The organism is Williamsia sp. R60 (assembly GCF_054063855.1).
In genome coordinates, this window is record NZ_JBSSGR010000003.1 from 159,435 (window position 1) to 177,215 (window position 17,781).

17 protein-coding genes are annotated in these 17,781 nt (G+C 65.9%); 7 read left to right on the top strand and 10 right to left on the bottom strand.

Annotated elements, in window-relative coordinates; all coding sequences use genetic code 11:
* Window positions 1-1,032: a crotonase/enoyl-CoA hydratase family protein gene (locus ACVWY6_RS14040; protein WP_457540147.1), complete on the bottom strand. Its 1,032-nt coding sequence runs from the start codon at window positions 1,030-1,032 to the stop codon at window positions 1-3.
* Window positions 1,033-1,302: 270 nt separating this feature from the next.
* On the opposite strand from ACVWY6_RS14040, the gene ACVWY6_RS14045 reads away from it, so the two are divergent.
* The 4 genes from ACVWY6_RS14045 to ACVWY6_RS14060 are packed head-to-tail and all read left to right on the top strand — an operon-like array spanning window position 1,303 to window position 2,863.
* Window positions 1,303-1,659, top strand: coding sequence for a VOC family protein (locus ACVWY6_RS14045; RefSeq protein WP_030176375.1), 357 nt, complete (start codon window positions 1,303-1,305; stop codon window positions 1,657-1,659).
* Window positions 1,656-2,009, top strand: coding sequence for an ArsR/SmtB family transcription factor (locus ACVWY6_RS14050; RefSeq protein ID WP_023954301.1), 354 nt, complete (start codon window positions 1,656-1,658; stop codon window positions 2,007-2,009). The genes ACVWY6_RS14045 and ACVWY6_RS14050 overlap by 4 nt, the downstream gene beginning before the upstream one ends.
* Complete coding sequence (locus ACVWY6_RS14055; protein ID WP_023954303.1) at window positions 1,999-2,532, top strand: SRPBCC domain-containing protein; 534 nt, start codon at window positions 1,999-2,001, stop codon at window positions 2,530-2,532. Before ACVWY6_RS14050 ends, ACVWY6_RS14055 begins: the two co-directional genes overlap by 11 nt.
* A gap of 19 nt (window positions 2,533-2,551) precedes the next feature.
* Window positions 2,552-2,863, top strand: a complete 312-nt coding sequence (locus ACVWY6_RS14060; RefSeq protein ID WP_023954305.1) for a YciI family protein — start codon at window positions 2,552-2,554, stop codon at window positions 2,861-2,863.
* Window positions 2,864-2,875: 12 nt separating this feature from the next.
* On the opposite strand, the gene ACVWY6_RS14065 is transcribed toward ACVWY6_RS14060, so the two are convergent.
* The 4 genes from ACVWY6_RS14065 to ACVWY6_RS14080 form a co-directional block, all read right to left on the bottom strand.
* Entirely contained in the window at window positions 2,876-3,985 is a 1,110-nt protein-coding gene (locus tag ACVWY6_RS14065) for an NAD(P)-dependent alcohol dehydrogenase (protein ID WP_457538829.1), read from the bottom strand.
* A gap of 99 nt (window positions 3,986-4,084) precedes the next feature.
* Window positions 4,085-5,884: a cation:proton antiporter gene (locus tag ACVWY6_RS14070; protein ID WP_457538831.1), complete on the bottom strand. Its 1,800-nt coding sequence runs from the start codon at window positions 5,882-5,884 to the stop codon at window positions 4,085-4,087.
* A 175-nt stretch (window positions 5,885-6,059) separates the two neighbouring features.
* Entirely contained in the window at window positions 6,060-6,527 is a 468-nt protein-coding gene (locus tag ACVWY6_RS14075) for a DUF4334 domain-containing protein (RefSeq protein WP_116916892.1), read from the bottom strand.
* Between the two features lie 80 nt (window positions 6,528-6,607).
* Window positions 6,608-7,228 carry a LysE/ArgO family amino acid transporter gene (locus ACVWY6_RS14080; protein WP_062796672.1) on the bottom strand — a complete coding sequence of 207 codons (621 nt, stop codon included), beginning with the start codon at window positions 7,226-7,228 and terminating at the stop codon, window positions 6,608-6,610.
* Between the two features lie 67 nt (window positions 7,229-7,295).
* Here ACVWY6_RS14080 and ACVWY6_RS14085 point away from each other — a divergent pair, with 67 nt between their 5' ends.
* Window positions 7,296-8,204, top strand: a complete 909-nt coding sequence (locus ACVWY6_RS14085; RefSeq protein ID WP_457538833.1) for a LysR family transcriptional regulator ArgP — start codon at window positions 7,296-7,298, stop codon at window positions 8,202-8,204.
* On the opposite strand, the gene ACVWY6_RS14090 is transcribed toward ACVWY6_RS14085, so the two are convergent.
* Together ACVWY6_RS14090 and ACVWY6_RS14095 are read right to left on the bottom strand one after the other, a co-directional pair.
* Window positions 8,142-9,536, bottom strand: coding sequence for an MFS transporter (locus tag ACVWY6_RS14090; RefSeq protein WP_457538835.1), 1,395 nt, complete (start codon window positions 9,534-9,536; stop codon window positions 8,142-8,144). The genes ACVWY6_RS14085 and ACVWY6_RS14090 overlap by 63 nt on opposite strands.
* 142 nt (window positions 9,537-9,678) lie before the next feature.
* Window positions 9,679-10,704, bottom strand: a complete 1,026-nt coding sequence (locus tag ACVWY6_RS14095) for a hypothetical protein (RefSeq protein WP_062796666.1) — start codon at window positions 10,702-10,704, stop codon at window positions 9,679-9,681.
* Window positions 10,705-10,914: 210 nt separating this feature from the next.
* Here ACVWY6_RS14095 and ACVWY6_RS14100 point away from each other — a divergent pair, with 210 nt between their 5' ends.
* Together ACVWY6_RS14100 and ACVWY6_RS14105 are read left to right on the top strand one after the other, a co-directional pair.
* On the top strand, window positions 10,915-11,655 hold the full coding sequence (locus ACVWY6_RS14100; RefSeq protein WP_317712355.1) for a glucose 1-dehydrogenase: 741 nt from the start codon (window positions 10,915-10,917) through the stop codon (window positions 11,653-11,655).
* A gap of 10 nt (window positions 11,656-11,665) precedes the next feature.
* Window positions 11,666-12,643 (top strand): NAD-dependent epimerase/dehydratase family protein, encoded by a 978-nt coding sequence (locus ACVWY6_RS14105; protein ID WP_457538837.1) that lies wholly within the window; start codon window positions 11,666-11,668, stop codon window positions 12,641-12,643.
* Between the two features lie 23 nt (window positions 12,644-12,666).
* On the opposite strand, the gene ACVWY6_RS14110 is transcribed toward ACVWY6_RS14105, so the two are convergent.
* The 3 genes from ACVWY6_RS14110 to ACVWY6_RS14120 all read right to left on the bottom strand — a co-directional run bounded on the left by ACVWY6_RS14110 (window position 12,667) and on the right by ACVWY6_RS14120 (window position 17,688).
* Complete coding sequence (locus ACVWY6_RS14110; protein WP_062796660.1) at window positions 12,667-13,260, bottom strand: TetR/AcrR family transcriptional regulator; 594 nt, start codon at window positions 13,258-13,260, stop codon at window positions 12,667-12,669.
* 13 nt (window positions 13,261-13,273) lie between these two features.
* On the bottom strand, window positions 13,274-14,785 hold the full coding sequence (locus tag ACVWY6_RS14115) for a flavin-containing monooxygenase (protein ID WP_457540149.1): 1,512 nt from the start codon (window positions 14,783-14,785) through the stop codon (window positions 13,274-13,276).
* A gap of 116 nt (window positions 14,786-14,901) precedes the next feature.
* Complete coding sequence (locus tag ACVWY6_RS14120) at window positions 14,902-17,688, bottom strand: DUF2232 domain-containing protein (protein ID WP_457538839.1); 2,787 nt, start codon at window positions 17,686-17,688, stop codon at window positions 14,902-14,904.
* Window positions 17,689-17,781: the final 93 nt, after the last annotated feature.

Sequence of the window (17,781 nt, forward strand, 5' to 3'; positions counted from 1 at the left end):
TCAGGAATCTCCAGGCTTGTCGAACTGGGCGCGCTTGTAGTCGCCGAACGGCTCGTCGCGCTCGCGTACCGCCTCGCGGAACCCGACTGTTGCCGAACGCATCTGAAATGCGTAGCCCTCGCGAGTGTGTCGCGAGATGCCGTCGAAGACAGTGCTGACCATCGTCGAATTGGCAACGCCCTGCGACAGCAGGGAACTGTTCATCGCCAACTTGGCCATGATGAGCTGGTTGATCGGCATCCGCGAGATCCGTTCCAACAGATCCTCGGTGCGCTCGTCGAGGCGGTCCGCCTCCGGCGCCTCGATGGCCAGTCCCCACTCCGCAGCCTGTTTTCCGCTCAGGCAGTCACCGGTGAACAAAAGCCGTTTGGCCCGTTGATCTCCGAGTCGGTGCGCCCACATCCCCGCCGCAGGAATTCCCCAGACGCGGGTCGGTGGGTAGCCGATCTTGGTGTCGTCGGCGCAGATGATCTGGTCGGCATACAGCGCGATGTCGGTTCCGCCGGCAACCGCAAATCCGTGGAGTTTCGCCACCGTCGGTTTGTTGGCATGCAGGAGACTGGCGAAACCCCGGTTGAATCGACTCATCATTGCGTAGTCGACCATGGGGTCCCATGTGCCATGAGGATTGTGGTTGCGCGCCTGCACAATCGGATCGAGTACGGTCCCGGCAGCCGCGTCCGGACCGTCTGACGGATTCCCGCCGTTCTCCGCGAAGATCGACAGGTCGTAACCACCACAGAAACCCTTGCCACGTCCGGACACCACCATCACGTGCACTCGTGGGTCAAGGTCGGCGCGCTCGACGGCAGCAGCCAATTCGACCGGGGTGTCGGCCGTGATGGCGTTACCCCGCTCAGGCCGGTTGAAGGTGATCCGCGCGATCCGGTCGGTGACCTCGTAGGTCAGGGTTCGATACTCAGCATCCGGTTCGGCCCGATCCCGTCCGGCGAACAGCGAATCCGCACCCTCCGAAAGGCCTTCTCGCCACGCGGCCGGCCGAGTTCCGGAGTGGTCATCATCAGCCATCAGCCTTCGCCTCCCTCGTGGGCACAGTCCACGTGCGTGGAACCACCGTCAGTATGGGCGATGGGCACTTACTGACGGCGCTGTTTTCCATACCGCGGCGAACGCCGCGTACAGCACGGACGCTCCAAAGATCGCCACCAGCGCTCGAATTGCGTTAGGAGGCGCGCTCAATCCGCAGGTCTCCTCTTGACGCAATTGAGATTGGCCCTTGCGCACTGTGTCAGCACTCGCTAACGTTAGCGATAACCGACATAGCTGACAGTAGGAGTCACCATGGGAGCACCGGTCGCGTTCTTCGAGATCACATCGCACGACCCCACCCGCCTCACCGCGTTCTATCGCGAACTGTTCGACTGGACCATCGACGAGAGCCAGGGTCCCGGATACTCACTGGTCGACACCGGCGCAGGGGAAGAGGCGATCGGCGGCGGCATAGGCGCCGTCTCCGACCCGGCCGAGACCGGCGGCGTGAGCGTGTACATGCGGGTCGACGACCTGCAGGCATCGCTCGACCGGGCCGAAACCCTCGGCGGCAAAGCACTCGTACCTCCCACGGACCTACCGGACGGGTACGGCCGCTTCGCGATGTTCGCCGACCCCGACGGCAACACCATCGGGCTTTGGACATGACCGCAGAACAGCCCGGCGTCGACGAGGCCCTACGTGCGATGGCCGAGCCCCGCCGGCGCGCCATCCTGGAACTCGTTTCCGGTGAAGAGCTCGCGGCCGGCGAGATCGCGGCGCGCTTCGAGGTCAGCCGTACCGCGATCTCTCAGCACCTCACGGTGCTGAAAGACGCGGGGCTGCTCACCGAACGACGTGAAGGAACCCGGCGCATGTACCGCACCCGTCCCGAAGGCATCGACCAACTCCGAGACATGCTCGACGGCATGTGGGCGTCATCTCTCGACGTCGCGCGGCAACTGGTGGAAGCCGAGCGCGGACTGACCGATGGTGACGAGGTGAACCGTGCCGGCTGAACGCGAGACCAACCAGTCCACCCGGCCGGGTAGCGACTCGGTCCTCCCCCTGCGGCGCCCCCCGATCCGCCAATCCACCACCGTGCGCAGCGATCTCGACCACGTCTTCACCACCTTCGTCCGAACCATCGGGGTCTGGTGGCCCCTGCAGCCCATGTCGATCGGCGGCGACCGCGCCCGCAGCGTCACCATCGAGGAGCACACCGGCGGTCGCGTCTACGAGACATGGGACGACGGCACCACCGCCGACTGGGGTCAGCTCGAAGTGTGGGAACCGCCGAGCCGGTTTGTCATGTCGTGGCTCAACACCCCCGAGCCCACCGAAGTCGAGCTGGCGTTCAGCGCCCTCGGCCCCGCACTCACCAGAGTCTCCGTGGAACACCGCGGCTGGGAACGGCTCAGCGAAGAGCAACTCCGCGAAGATTGTGCTGCGCCAGGCGGTTACAGCTCGGGCGCATACTCCGGCGGTTGGGCCACCGCCCTCGCGGCCTCGGTCGCCGCTATCGAATCATCACTCACCTGAAACCTGGAAGGGCGTCGTCATGACCCACTTCGTGTACAAACTCGTTCCACCTCGACCCACTTTCGGTCCCGGCGACATGTCCGACGACGAGGTCGCGATCATGGGCCGGCACGGCGCCTACTGGTCGGAGCTGCTGTCCGACGGCACCGCCGTCATCTTCGGGCCCGTCGTCGACCCGGCAGGCAACTGGGGCCTGGGGGTGGTGCGCGCCGACTCCGAGGCCGAGGTGCGGGCGATCAGCGCCGCCGATCCCGCGATCACCTCAGGTCTTGCGCGCGTCGAGATACTGCCGATGCCCGTCGGTATCGGCCGCGATGACACGGCGGGCTGACCGGCGCCTGCATCACACCGTCAGAACCGGCTTCACAACGGAACCCGACCTCGCCGCCTGCCATGCGCTGTCGAAGTCGCGGAAAGCGTAAGGCGTGATCAGCTTTTCGAGTGGTAGGTCTCCGCGTGAGTACAGATCGACCAGCTCGGGGATGAAGGTCTGCGGCACGCTGTCGCCCTCGACGATGCCCCGGATCGACAGGCCTCTTCCCATCACGAGTCCGACGGGGAGCTCAGCCGTCGGAGCACCCAGGCCGACGATGCCCAACTGGCCTCGCGTACGCAGCGCTGACACGGCTTCGACGAGGACGGCGGGGATGGCGGTGGTGTCGAGGGCGTGGCCGACACCGCCGGCGGAATGTTCCACCACCGCCTCCACCACGGCGGATTCGGTGGGGTCGATGACATGTGTGGCGCCTAGATCCATTGCCAGTGAACGTCTCTCGGCAATCGGATCCACTGCGATGATCGTGTGGCAACCGGCTATCCTTGCCCCCATCACCGCAGACAGACCGACGGCACCTGCCCCGAACACCGCGATCGAGTCGCCGATGCCCGGTCGCAGGGCATTGAGCACCGCACCGACTCCGGTTTGCACACTGCATCCCAGCGGAGCTGCTGTGGCGGCATCGATCTGATCGCCGATCGAGACCGTGTTCCGTTGTGTTGCAATCGCATACGTCGAGAAACTCGACTGGCCGAAGAAGCCACCGACAACCGGGCCATTCGATCCACTCGAGGCCCCCGACCAGCTCAAGGCACCGGACCCGTCCGCACGGTCACCGCGCATGTTCAAGGTGGTCGATCGGTCGCAGTATGCAGGACGACCGGCCGCACATTGCGAACAGACTCCACAAGTGTTGAACGTCAGCACAACACGCTGCCCGACGGCAACCGTGGCACCCGGCCCCACCGCTTCGACCACGCCGCAGCCTTCGTGCCCGAACACGATCGGCATCCGCTTCGCCGGCCATCGGGCAGCCAGGGATATGTCGGTATGGCAGATACCGACAGCACCGATCTTGATCAGCACCTCGTCGCCAACCGGCTCACGGACCTCGATGTCGGCGAGCACCGGGGCACCGCCTGCCTCAGTGAGTACCGCAGCTCGACTCGCGACCATGTCCGCCCTCCACTCGACCGATGAAACCGGATGACACAACGCCCCACCGGCACCGCCATCTGACACTGACTGTAGTCACTTCCATCTGCGACCACCCGATCATTCGCGGGTGTCGCGGGGGCCGAACTCCTCTGGCACGCCGCCCCTCGATGCGGCGGGATCGTCGATGCCCGATTTGGCGGAACCGGGCTCGGCCACGCGTGCGCTGTCGGACTCGTCCTGATCGAGTGCGTCAAGCGCGGCCCGCAGCGCATCGCTTGTGGCGCCCGCCGCCAATGCAAAGGGCTCGAGGACAACGTCCGCACCGGCCGAGCGCAATTGTTCGGCATCGTGGCGGGTGTGCGCGGTGACCACCGTGCGACCGGCGTACTTCGCCTGCCGAAGGTTGTGCAGCAGAGTCCTACTCGTGTCGATCACCGGGATGGTGCTGATGACGTACCGCGTCTGCGCGAGCGGCAATGACTCGAGGAAGTGGACGTCCTCGGCACTGCCGAAGACTGCCGGCTGTCCGCGGTTGTTGTGGTGCGCGACGCGCTGGGGATCGAAGTCGACCACCAGCACCTTGTGCCCCGACTCGCTCAGGTGCTCGGCGACGTGGGTACCGAACCGGCCCAGTCCGTAGACGATCGTGTCGATTTCGGGCGTGACGTCGGCTGCCTCGGGACGCAGCTTCTCGGTCCGTTCGAACACCGCAACCCAGCGCTCCAGGCGGTCGAAGATCGCACTCCAGTACAGGATCAGGTAGGTGGAACAGCCGATGGTGATGAGCCCGACGACCGTGATGAGACTGACTGTGGCGCCATCGATGTGGCCGAGACCGAACCCCAGAGCGGCGAGTATCAGTGAGAACTCGGAGATCTGCGCGAGGGTTGCACCGGTGGCAAATCCCACGCGCACCGGGTAGCGCATCACCGCCATGATCAACATGACGATGATCGGCTTGCCGATCAGGACAAATGCCGAGAACACCAGCGCTTCGACAACTTGGCCACCGGCATCTGCGAACTCGAGTCGTGCTCCGAGGTCGAGAAAGAAGAACAGCAGCAGAAAGTCCCGCAAACTGACCAGCCGCGCACCCATCGCATCGCGATACGGCGTTGCGGCCAGGGAGATGCCCGCGATGAAGGCACCGACCTCGGAGCTGAAACCGAGCCACTCGGTCAGCGCTGCGACACCCACGGCATAGGCGACCCCGAACAGCACCAGCAACTCTTGAGATCGCGCGATGTGACCGAGCAACCACGGCAACACGTACCGCATCATGAGGCCGACGCCCACCAGGAGCGCAATGCCCTTGGCCACCACCAGCACCACGCTGAGCCCGATGTTGGTGTCGCCGCTGCCGTGCCCGACGGCGGTCAGCACGATCATCACCAGCACCACGACGATGTCCTGCACAATCAGGACACCGAGTGCGATCCGGCCGTGGAGCTGCTCGATCTCGTGTTTGTCCGAGAGTAGCTTCACCACGATGATCGTGGACGAGAACGTCAGCGCCACAGCCACATAGAGCGCGGAGGTGGCGTCCATCCCGAACGCGATGGCACCGCCGTATCCGATGACCGCTGTCAAGATCACCTGGCCCAGCCCGGTGATGAGCGCTATCGGCCCGGTGTTTCGGATCAGGTGGAGGTCGAGCCGCAAGCCGACCAGGAACAGCAGTACCGCGATGCCCAGCCGAGCCAGCAGCTCGATGGTCCCATCGGCGACAACCCATCCCGTGCCGACCGGGCCGACGAGCACGCCGACGCCGATGAAAGCCACGATCATCGGCTGGCGCAACCGGGTGGCGACAAGCCCCACGATCGCGGCCATGAGCAACACCAGCGCGATCATCGAGAAGGGCTCGAGGCCGCTGTCGGCACCGAGATCAGCAGAGGTCGCCACCAGGCTGGTCACCAGCGGGCCGCCCGTGGGCCAGGCGCCCGCGCGTGGCCGCCACGTGCATTGACGCAAACTGGCACGGTGCGGGGCATATCGGAATTGTCGCTGTCGGCGCGAGGTCCCACAAGGCCAGAGCCCACGTGTCGGATCAGTCGGGCCGGCTCAGCTCGTCCGGTTGATTACCCAGCGGTCATTCGCGCTCGAGGTAAAAGTAGAAGTGGCGGTCACGGACCAGCGACGTCTTGCCGTTCATGATGCCCATGACGTGGGTGTCGTCGACCTTCTTGAAGTGGTCGATGACCGGCTGGCCGTCGTAGACCATCGACGCGGTGGTCTCGCCGCGGAACTGCACATCCCACAGGCTGGCCTCACCCTTGCCGAGTTCCTGATTCGAGTACAGGTTGCCGTCGTCGTCGCGGCACACCAGCGGTTTGACGTCGTAGATCGAGTTGAATGTCTTGCCGTGCCAGCGCGCCAGCTCGAGCTGACCGTCCATCTTGTGCCCGCTCGGCAGCTCGCCCCCGGACCAGGCGCCGATCATGAAGTCGCGCCCGATCGGTTCCAACGCGGCCCACAGTTCGTCCAGATGGGCGGGTTCGCTCACCGCCTGGCTCTCCTTGAGCTCGAAGAACGTGGCCACGGCCTTGTCGTTGTCCATCCAGACCTCACTGCTCGGGGATTCTGCGCACAAGAGTAGTCAGAAAGGGGCGGCCGACCAACCCGCTTGGTGGATCTGCTTCACAGCGCGCTCACGATGAGACCCACCGCGAGTGACCCCATGACGACGGCCACCAGCACGTCGAGCAGTCGCCATGCCCGGGGTTTGGCGAACAGTGGCGCCAGCTTTCCCGAGCCGAACCCCAGCGCGGCGAACCACAGGAGAGACGCCGCGCAGGCGCCGGCGGCGAACACCCATTTCGATTGCGGGCCATGCGTGTTGGCGATTGCGCCGAGGGTGATGACCGTATCGAGGTAGACATGGGGATTGAGCCAGGTCAGCGCGACCGCTGTGCCGACGGCGGCCCATCTGCTCGTCGCGGCCACCGCGTTGCCTGCGTCGATCGCCGCCGGCCGCATCGCCCGGCGGGCGGCCAGCGCCGCCAGCACCAGGAGGTAGCCGGCACCGGCGAAGGTGGCGAGGTCGACCACCTGCGGGTGCGCGGTGACCACTGCGCCCAGACCGATGACGCCGGCGAGGATGAGGACGATGTCGGACGCGGTGCACACGGCGACGACCGGCAGGACATGCTCGCGACGAATACCTTGCCGCAGGACGAACACGTTCTGTGCACCGATGGCGATGATCAGACCCGCCCCGGTCAGGAGGCCGGCAACCGCCGGGAAGAAGTAGGACACCAGGCCACGCTAAGTCGGTCCGTCCATTCAATCCAGCGAATGATTTTCATGGAGCATTAGACTGACTTAAGTGGACATCACAAGCGAAGGGCTGCGCACGCTCGCAGCTGTGGTCCAAGGGGGCACGTTCGACGCTGCGGCCGACGCTCTGCACGTCACACCGTCCGCGGTGAGCCAGCGGATGAAAGCCCTGGAGGCGTCGGTCGGGCGGGTCCTGGTGCAACGCACCAAACCGGCACGCGCCACCCCGGACGGTGAGGTTCTGCTGCGACTCGCGGCGCAGTGGGACCTTCTCTGGCGCGAAGCCGAGTCCGCTCTGCTCGGCCATCCCGAGGCGCTCGCGGCCGACCCCCGAGATGTCCCCCGCATGCATCTGCCGGTTGCCGCGAACGCGGACTCGATCTCGATCTGGCTGCTACCGGTGGTTGCCGAGATACAGCGGCGCCATCCCGTCGCGGTGGAGGTGCTCAGGGACGACGAGAGTCACTCCACCGGATTCCTGCGGTCGGGACAAGCGGTGGGGGCGGTGACCTCCGACCCCATCCCCGTGCGCGGCTGCGCCGCGATTGCTCTCGGCGCCATGCGTTATCTCCCGGTGGCCAGCACCGACTTCATCGACACATGGCTTCCAGACGGGCTGCGCGCGGCAGACCTGGCGCGTGCGCCGATGGTCGCGTTCGACCGCAAGGACACCATTCAGACGGACCTGCTCAACCGATTGACCCGACGTCACGTCGACCCCCCGATCACCTATGTCCCCGCATCGGTGGAATACCACCGAGCCGTCGAACTCGGGGCCGGATGGGGAGCGGTCCCCGCAGCGCAGATCACCCCGGCGCTGGCGGCGGGAACGGTTCGCACCCTGGGCAATCACCACGTCGACATCCAGTTGTACTGGCAGTACTGGAAACTGGAGTCACCGATCGTCAACGACCTCACCGAACTCGTCGTGGCCGGCGCGAAGCAGTTCCTGATCTGACACGCCTGCCTTCACCTCCACGGCGGGGATTGCTTCGGCCGTGGTGACCACCTCGACAGTCGCCGGCCCGTCGCGCAGGGGATGCGCGATCTCGTCGTGTTGCAGGCGGGCGACGAAGAACGCGACGGCGGCCACGGGAACGGGAGCGATGCCCGCGATGACAAAAGTGGTTGTCAGGCCGATCCATTCACTCACCGGTGCCGCGATCGCCATCGACACGGGCATCAGCGCGATGGACACGAAGAAGTCGAGACTCGAGACCCGTCCCAGCATGTGCGGCGGGACCCGGCGCTGTAGCAGGGTGCCCCAGATGACCATGGGGCCGTCGAACGCGAAACCGAGCACCAGGCCCGCAAGAACGAACACCCACACCTCGGTGGCCATGCCCATCACGACCAACGGCAACGACGACAGACCCCAGACCACGAACATCACCGTCAGATACCGGCGCGGCATCGGCATGGACGCCATCACCAGGGAGCCGACCGCTCCCCCGATTCCGAACGCCGCCAACACCATTGCGTGTGAACCCGCATCGCCGCCGGCGCGTTCCTTGACCGCGAACGGCACCAGCACCTCCAGCGGCCCCATCACCATCAACACCATCAGCAAGGCGAACAGCAGCGTCGCCAAAAGCCAAGGGGTACGCCACATGTACACAAATCCCTCGGCGATGTCGGTGACCGTTCCGCGGACCAGTTCTGCGCGCGGCCTGGGCTCTTGCCTGGCCGGCGTCGGCCGCATCAGGAGGTAGAACACCGCCGACAATGCCGAGGCGACCGCGGACGCGGTGATCGCGAGGGCCGGCGACGACAGCGCGATCAGACCGCCGGCCACTGCCGGGCCTGCTGCCTGAAAGATCGTGGGACGCAACGTACCCTCGATGCCGTTGGCCGCCATGAGCTCCTCGCGCGGCACCAAAGACGGCAGCAGTGCCGAATAGGTCGGGTAGTAGATGCCCGTCGTGATCCCGCCGATGAGCGAGACCAGCGGCAACTGCCACATCTGCAGCGTGCCGGTGAAGCCGAGCACGCCCACGAGGCCGATCACGATCAGTTTCACGACCTCGAGGGCGATCAGGATGGTGCGTTGCGACATCCGGTCGGCCAGCACTCCCCCGAGCAACGTCGAGGCCACCATGCCGACCGCAGCCACGGCGGTGACCAACGACAGCTGCCCTGGGCCGCCGCCGAGGTCGATGACCTGCCACACCACGCCGACCGTCCAGATGCCGTCGGCGAACATCGCCAGCACCAGGCCCATGCACAGCAACCGGTACTGCTGATGCCGGAACGGCTTCAGCGCACGGGGCAGCGACGTCGGTGTGGTCACCGGTCAACTGTGCCCGATCCGGCGACGCACATGCCAGCCGATTTCCGTCGGCATGCTCCGGGCACCTTGGGCACAAAAAGAACCCGCCACCACCGGGTCACGGTGGTGGCGGGCTTGTTCTCGGCGAGAACGTGAGGTCAGGTCACTTCACGCCGACGACTTCTTGCGCGATGGCCGCGATACGGGTCTGTGCTGCCGAGACCACTCCGTGGCGGTTCTTGTGCGCTTCCTCGTATGCGATCACCAGACGGACGTCCGACGGCTTCTCCAACTCCTTGATCGCCGCGACAACCGAGCTCACGTTGAGCGACTCGTAGTCATCGATCGGGAGATCGGCGGGGTCGATGGTGCCAGTGCCTTCGCGGGCCGCGTGCAGCCGGTCCGCGGCGTCGTTCGCGCCGTTGGCCCGAGCAGTCTGCTCTGCCGCTTCCAGAGCCGCGTCCCGGCTCGCGCTGGCAGTCTTGCGTGCGGTGTCTCCAGCGCGCGAGGTGCGGGCGAGTGCATCTTGCCCCGCCTTGGCGGCCCGGCCAAGCGCGGCTTCTCCGGCCTCTTCGGTGCGGTCGAACAATGCGCTGACCTGCGCCGGGGCGTTACGGATCGCGTCGACTGCGCGGTCGACGCCGCGTGCGGTGAGCGTGGCCGGGATGCTGGCGGCGCGAAGAGCAGCTCCGCTGGCGGCCTGCAACGGTCCGCGACGCAGCGCAACCGGTCCGCCGATGGCTTCCTCGGCGAGCAGGGTGGTGAGCCAGACGACTGTCGACTCGTGCGCGTTGATCAGCTGCTCGGACAGGGTGACCACGGTGGTCTCGTTCTCAGCTGTGGCCAGTGCCTTCACGTAGCGTGCCCGGTCGAGCAACTGGTGCTCGAGCGCGAGGTCACCCAGCAGTGCCTCGTCGAGCGGCTGCGCCTGCTCGGCAAGGGCCTTCACGGACGCGGACAGACGGCCGGCGATGGGCCGGATCACGTCGGGCAGACCGCCCAGGTCGCGGATCGCTTCTTCGATGGCCTGTGCCCGGAGTCGGCCGTTCTCGGCGTTCTCGGTGAGCTCGCGACGAACTGCCTCGGTCCGTGCCTGCGCGGTACGCGTCTCGGCGATCTGGATCTCGGTGTTGGTCAGGGTCAAAATGGTGCGCAACTGCTGGCGCAGCGTTGTCGATGTGGTGCTCATATCTCTCCTTCGGTTGGACTCTCTGGTCGATAGAGCTGTCGAGGAAAGGCGTACCCGTGAGGGTTGCAGGTAAACGATGCAGAGATTCAGATCACAATTCGATAACCTTACGGCGCCTAACTACCGTTTTGACCTGCTCGCATTCAGAACCCGCCTGGTCGATAATTATGGTACCAATGGTACCGAATTGATTCGATGGGGAGGAAAATCATGGACCGAGTAGCAGGCAAGGTGGCTCTGATCAGCGGCGGCGCCCGCGGCATGGGCGCATCCCACGCCAAGGCGTTGGTGGCCGAGGGCGCCCGCGTGGTGATCGGCGACATCCTGGACGAGCCCGGGCGGCAACTCGCCGACGAACTCGGCGACCACGCTGTGTACGTCCACCTCGACGTCACCCAGGAAGACAGCTGGCACGAGGCCGTGAAGACCACCCTCGACACCTTCGGCAGCCTGTCCGTGCTCATCAACAACGCCGGGATGGTGAACGGCAACCTGATCGCCGACTTCTCGTTGGCCGACTGGCAGGCCATCCTCGACGTCAACCTGACCGGCACCTTCCTCGGTATCAAGGCGGCAGCGAACGCCCTGGCCGACTCAGCACCCGCATCGATCATCAACGTGTCGTCGGTGGAGGGTTTCCGCGGCAGCCCAGGGCTGCACGGCTACACCGCGACCAAGTTCGCGGTCCGCGGATTGACCAAGTCCGTGGCGCTGGAGCTCGCGCCCAAGAACGTGCGGGTCAACTCGATCCATCCCGGATTCATCCGGACGCCGATGACCGAGGCGATCCCCGAGGACTTCCTCACCATCCCGCTCGGACGTGGCGGCGACCCCGAAGAGGTTTCCGCAATGGTGCTGTTCCTCGCCAGTGACGAATCGTCGTACACCACCGGTGGCGAGTTCGTTGTCGAAGGCGGACTGCTCGCCGGCGTCCCCCACAAGACCTTCTGACCGGGCCGGCATGCGGGTAGCGATCACGGGCGGCACCGGGTACGTCGGTGCACACATCCTCCACGGTCTCGACCGCGCGGGCTTCGACCTCCGAGTAATGGTGGCACCGCACGAGGATCCGTCCCTCGTCGCCCGGTTGGCACCGTCGGGACGTGCCAGCGTTCTGACGGGTGACGTGCGGGATGCATCGGTTGTGAAGAGCCTGCTCGACGGCTGCGACGCCCTGATCCATGCAGCCGGCGTTGTCGGCACCGACGACCGGCAGGCCGACCTGATGTGGCAGATCAACGCTCACGCAACCGAGGCGATCTTGCGGACGGCGGTGGACGCCGGCCTCGATCCAGTGGTCCTGGTGAGCAGTTATGCCGCACTGTTTCCCTCCCCCGACCCAGTGATCGGACCGGACAGTCCCACCGCCACCGCCCGCAGCGCCTACGGGCAGACCAAGGCATATGCCGACCGGGTGGCTCGGGAACTTCAGCAATCGGGCGCGCCTGTGGTGGTGACGTACCCGGCAAGCGTTGTCGGGCCGGCGCTGCAGACGGCCGCGGGTGTGACCGAGCGTGGCTGGGCGCCCATCGTCCGTTCGAGGATCGCGCCGGTGGTCGACGGGGGTATGCAGATGATCGACGTTCGCGATGTGGCCGACGCACACGTGGTGATGATGACGCCTGGACGCGGTCCGCGTCGGTACATTCTGGGCGGTCAGATGCTGACGTTCGCGCGCATGATCGATCTGCTCGAACGCGGAACCGGACGCCGATTCGTCCGGATACCATTGCCGGGCAGCGTGTTCCGTACGCTGGGCCGGATCGCCGACACCGTGGCCGGGATTGTTCCGATCGGCGGACTGAGTTACGAGGCCGCACAGTTGCTGACCGCAGCCACCCCGACGGACGACTCGTTGACCCGCACCGAACTCGCCCTGACCTGGCGCTCGGCGGAGACCGCGATCCTCGAAACCTTCACCACCGCTTCACCGAAGTGATCTGAGCAGGTGAAGAACATGCATCACAATGCGGCCGTGAGGATTTCGATGATCCTGCGCCGCAGGACATCGGAGTCGTCGTCGGTGGCGACCGCGCTCAGGAACAGCGCCGACCCCGCGGCGAGGGCCAAGATGGCGCGGGCATCGACATCGGGATCGGCAGACTTGGTCGACTCCGGGTCGGCAGCGAACAGCGATGCGGGCGGCCCACTGAAGTCCGACCACAGGCGCCGGCGTAGGTCATCGTTCTCCCGCAGCGCCTGAAGCAATCCGGGGACCGCGGCCCGTACCTCCGGGGTGGCGAACAATTCGTGACTTCCGTTGACCGTCTCGGTGATCCACTGCACCCGGTCGGATCCGTCGAACCGCGACATGTCGGGCTCGGGCCCGAGGATCGCATGCAACACCAGTTCGGCCTTGGTACGCCACCGGCGACGCAGACTCGCCCGCCCGACGCCGGCCTTTGCCGCGACAGCACGCAGGCTCAGCCCCTCCCACCCGACATCGAGGAGCATTTCGCGGGTCACCGCGACTATCCGGTCGTCGATCGAACCGTCGCGAGGCCGGCCCGGAGGCCTCGGCTCGTCAGCTGTCGCTTCTGTGTCCGATGTGCTCACCGCACCGATTCAATCACCGCACAGACGACTCGGAGACCGTCGGTGCGGTGGCGGGAGTGATGGCCCGGCCGAAGATCATCGATTCGCCGATGCGATCGAACCGGTGATCGAGGGAATCGAGGAGGAAGTTCTGCCGCACGTTCCACGGACGTCTGGTGCCCGACTTCGGCAGCGCATGTGGCGATCGCAGGACGTAACCCGCCTTGATGTCCCACGCGAACTTCTCGGTGAGCACCTCGTCGCCGAGATGCGGGTAAGCGTGGGTGTAACCGTGGGACGTCATGTGCGACAGCAACTTTGCGACCGATTGCGCTGTCATGTCGGCGCGCAGCGTCCACGATGCGTTGGTATAGCCCACACACCAGGACATGTTCGGCACGTCTTCGAGCATGTGGCCCTTGTAGACAAACCGATCACTCGGCTTGACGTCCTCCCCGTCGACGCTGACGGCGATCCCGCCGAGCGCTTGCAGTTGCAGTCCGGTGGCCGTGACGATGATGTCGGCGTCCAGGTGCTCCCCTGACCGGAGCCGGATCCCATCGGAATCGAACGTCTCGATGTGGTCGGTGACCACGGATGCCTTGCCCTCGGCGATGGCCTTGTACAGATCAGCGCCCGGCGCCAGACACATCCGTTGATCCCACGGCTGATAAGAGGGTTTGAAATGGGTGTCGACGTCGTAACCCTCGGGGAGGTTACGGACGGCGATGTTGCGCAGGAACCGCTTCGCGACGCCGGGCGACTTGCGTGCGACGAGATAGATGAAGGAGTTCAGCAGAACGTTGCGCCACCGCACCACGTTGTGGGCGATCTTGCGTGGCAGCACCTTTCGGATCACATTGGCCAGCGGCTCCACCTTCGGCATCGAGATGATGTAGGTGGGGGTCCGCTGGAGCATCGTCACCGAGTCCGCGGCCTCGGCAAGGGCCGGGATCAGCGTGATCGCCGTCGCCCCGCTGCCGATCACCACCACCTTCTTGCCGGTGACGTCGAGGTCCTCGGGCCAGAACTGAGGATGGATCACCTGGCCGGCGAAGTTCTCCAGACCCTCGAACTCAGGTGTGTAGCCCTCGTCGTAGTTGTAATAGCCGGTTCCGAAGAACAGAAACCGGCACCGGAACGTGGTCTCGGTGCCGTTGTGCTCGGCATGCACGGTCCAGGTGTCGGTGGACGAATCCCAATCGGCCGACCGGACTCTGGTGTCGAATCGGATGTGCCGGTCGATGCCGTACTTGTGTGCGGTGGCGGTGATGTAGTCGCGGATGTGGTCGCCGTCGGCCACCGACTCCTCACGCGTCCAGGGCTCATACGGAAAGCTGAGGGTGAAGATGTCGCTGTCCGAGCGGATTCCGGGGTACCGGAACAGGTCCCAGGTGCCGCCAATCCTGGAACGGCGCTCGAGCAGCGTGTAGGTGAGAGATGGGTTCTTCTCGGCGATCCGGTAGGCCGCGCCGATCCCTGACAACCCCGCACCGATGATGACGACGTCGGTGTAGGGGATGTCGGTGTCAGAGACGTCGGGCACTTCCGGGTGCTCTTGCCCTCGGATGTGCTCTTGCCGTTGATCGTCAATCACTGCGCAGACCTCCACTTGTCGCGGCACCGGGCCGTCTGCCCGCGCGCGGCCGTGGCCGCGGGGGCTCATCCCAGCGCGACGACCGCGCCTACCGACCCGAGGACCACGATAAGCACGAGGAGGTCCATAAATCTCGGACTCCGGTCAGATCGGGACACCGATCCCACGCCACCTCGGGCTTCGATGGCGGCCGCGAGCTCGCGTCCGTTCTGGCAGGCAAGTGAACAGACGATCGGCAGACAGGCCGCCCACCCGTTGATCCTCTCCCGCGCCGTCTGCTCTTTGTCGGATCTGCGCTGGGCGATGGTCTGCAGCAGGGTGCGGAAGTCACTGATCAGGAAGGGACACAACCGCAGGGCAAGGGCCACCGACACCGCGGCCGACTGCGCGGGGATACCCAGTCGCGCTGCCCACCCGACCAGCCGCTGAGCAAACGCAGGTATCTCGACCATTGGGGTGGTCCAGCAGAACAGCAACGCGCTGTACAGCGAGATGACCGTCATGCAGATGAGGATTCCCCAGTACGCGGCACCGCCCAGCCCGAACTCCACCCCGCCGACGGTGACGTACGGCTCGTCGCCACCGAGGGCGGTGATGAACCCGCCGAAGAGTGTGATCCCGACAAGCCAGAGTGGCAGTCGGGGAACGGCAGCGCGTGGGACCTTGCCCAGCACGGTCCAGCCTGCGGCGATCGTGGCGCCGACGGCAACACTGAGCCAGGTGGGTTCGAGTGCGAACATCAGCGCGATCGCCGCCAACACCACGAGTTTTGTTCCCACCCACCATTTGCGCGCGGGTGAGGCGTGGGGCAGCGTGCGCACCACGCTGGCCAGGTTCGCAGTGGATTTCAGACTCGACGGCGGCGGGGCCGGCGTGACCGGCTGCCCGTCGACGGTGCCCTCGTCGACGACAATTGTCCTGTCGACGAGCTCGTCGAGCTCACCGACATCATGCGAGATCACCACGAGTGTGGTGCCCGACGCCTTCACCCGCTGCAGCGCGGTGACCATCGCGGCGCGGGCCGGGGCATCCAGACCGGCGAGCGGCTCGTCGAGAACCAGCAGTCGCGGCTTGCAGGCGAGTAGCCCGGCCAGGGCAACGCGGCGTTGCTGACCCACCGACAGCTCGTCCACCAGCGCATCACCGATGACTGCGGAGTTGAGGCCGAGCTCGAGCAGCGCCGCGTTGGCCGCGGTGTCGTCGACACCCGCGGCATCTTTGACGTCCGCGCGGGCGCGGGACCGAACGATCTGCAGGCGCGAATACTGGAACCCGAGCAACGCGTGTTGCCGACCGTTCTGCACCGGCATCCCGTCGACCAGCACCCGGCCCGAGGTGGGCTGCTGCAGCCCGGTCATCACCCTTGCGAGGGTGGATTTGCCGGCTCCGTTGGGGCCGGTGAGCAGCACGGCCGAGCCCGGCTCGAAGTGCAGGTTCAACCCGCTGAAGATCTGGTTGTGCCAGGGCGTCCCGGCGTCGTGGGCGTACCCGACGTCGACCAGGCTGACCTGAGCGCCGCGGATCGCGCGGCCGGCGCCGGTGGTGGTCCGCAGCTTGGTGGACACCGACGAATGCCGGGAATCCAGCGCGATCTCCCGGTCGGCGACGGCCGATTCGTCGGTGTCGTGGGTGATCTGGAGGACGGCGGTCTCACCGTGGTCGGCGAGCGATCGGAAGATCCCGTTGACCGCCGCGCGACCCTCCTGGTCGATCATCGCCGTGGATTCATCACTGATGAGCACAGCAGGATGTCGGGACAGCGCCGCCGCTATCGCAAGACGCTGCAGCTGACCACCCGACAGCGTCCCGGTCTCGCGGTACAGCATCCCGCCCAGACCGACTTGATCGAGCAACGCCTCCATCTGGGTTTCGGTGAGCCCGGGATTGCCCCACGCCAGGTCATCGGCCACCACCATGCCCAACACCTGGGTCTCGGGCCGCTGGCTGATCACCGCGGTGCCACCCGGACGACCCAGTCCGACCGCCCCCGGCCGGCTGACGGTGCCTGCGGTGGGATCACGTCCGGCGACCACTTTCGCGAGAGTCGACTTGCCGACTCCATTGGGCCCCGTCACCGCCACCAGTTCCCCGGCCGCGAGGGTCATCGACACATCCGCGATGACCGGCTCCGTGGCACCCGGGTAGGTGACGGCGACGTTGTCCAGACGCACGGGCAAGGGGCCGACGGGGCCGGCGTCGGGACGTCGTTCGTCGGTGTGCGGTGTGCCCAGTCGGGCGATCATCGGCGGGACCGGACGGCGATGAAGGAGGAACACGGTCAGAGCGGAGAACGTGACACCCGCGATTCCGGACGCGGGGATCGCGATCCACCAGTAGTCGAGACACCAGTTGACCGCCGGGTCGACCACGGACGTGAACTGATCGAAGCCCGCGTTGTCCATCAATCGCTTGGTGCCCCGCCACCCGTTGTCGATCTGTTTGATCATGAACTCGCGGTAGTCGGTGAACAGCGCCAGAAGACCGGTCGCGACAGCCGCCGACGGCACCGCGATCGCGAACAGTGCGGTGAGGGTGACCCGCGGAGCGTTCCAGCCACGACGCAACGCGATTCCCGAGAGCGTGCCGAAGATCGCCGCACTTCCGACCAGGTTCGCGGCGGAGAACCCACCGAACAAGAACGCCACGATGTACCCGGTGAGCGCGCCGAGCAGACTCACCCGCAGTCGCCGACGCCCGGCAAGGATCGCGAACGGGACGGATGCGACCAATGAGGCCGCGCCCCCGATGGGTAGGAATCGGCTCAATACACAGATCGCCGCCGCGACGTCTGCGAGGGCCGCTGCCTCGGCGATCTCGATGGCGGTGACGCGCCGACGGGCTCTGGCGCTCATCGGTTCGCTCACTGCGCCACCGGCTTCTTGTTTCTGTTGCTGTTCGATCTGTCCAGATTGCCAGAGGACCGAGCCACGGCCATCGGCCTCACG

Bases quoted from the DNA above. Each gene is read 5' to 3' on its own strand.
- ACVWY6_RS14100 (WP_317712355.1), top strand. From the start codon at position 10,915: ATGGACCGAGTAGCAGGCAAGGTGGCTCTGATCAGCGGCGGCGCCCGC.
- ACVWY6_RS14105 (WP_457538837.1), top strand. From the start codon at position 11,666: ATGCGGGTAGCGATCACGGGCGGCACCGGGTACGTCGGTGCACACATC.
- ACVWY6_RS14120 (WP_457538839.1), bottom strand. From the start codon at position 17,688: ATGAGCGCCAGAGCCCGTCGGCGCGTCACCGCCATCGAGATCGCCGAG.
- ACVWY6_RS14095 (WP_062796666.1), bottom strand. From the start codon at position 10,704: ATGAGCACCACATCGACAACGCTGCGCCAGCAGTTGCGCACCATTTTG.
- ACVWY6_RS14060 (WP_023954305.1), top strand. From the start codon at position 2,552: ATGACCCACTTCGTGTACAAACTCGTTCCACCTCGACCCACTTTCGGT.
- ACVWY6_RS14045 (WP_030176375.1), top strand. From the start codon at position 1,303: ATGGGAGCACCGGTCGCGTTCTTCGAGATCACATCGCACGACCCCACC.
- ACVWY6_RS14065 (WP_457538829.1), bottom strand. From the start codon at position 3,985: ATGGTCGCGAGTCGAGCTGCGGTACTCACTGAGGCAGGCGGTGCCCCG.
- ACVWY6_RS14075 (WP_116916892.1), bottom strand. From the start codon at position 6,527: ATGGACAACGACAAGGCCGTGGCCACGTTCTTCGAGCTCAAGGAGAGC.
- ACVWY6_RS14050 (WP_023954301.1), top strand. From the start codon at position 1,656: ATGACCGCAGAACAGCCCGGCGTCGACGAGGCCCTACGTGCGATGGCC.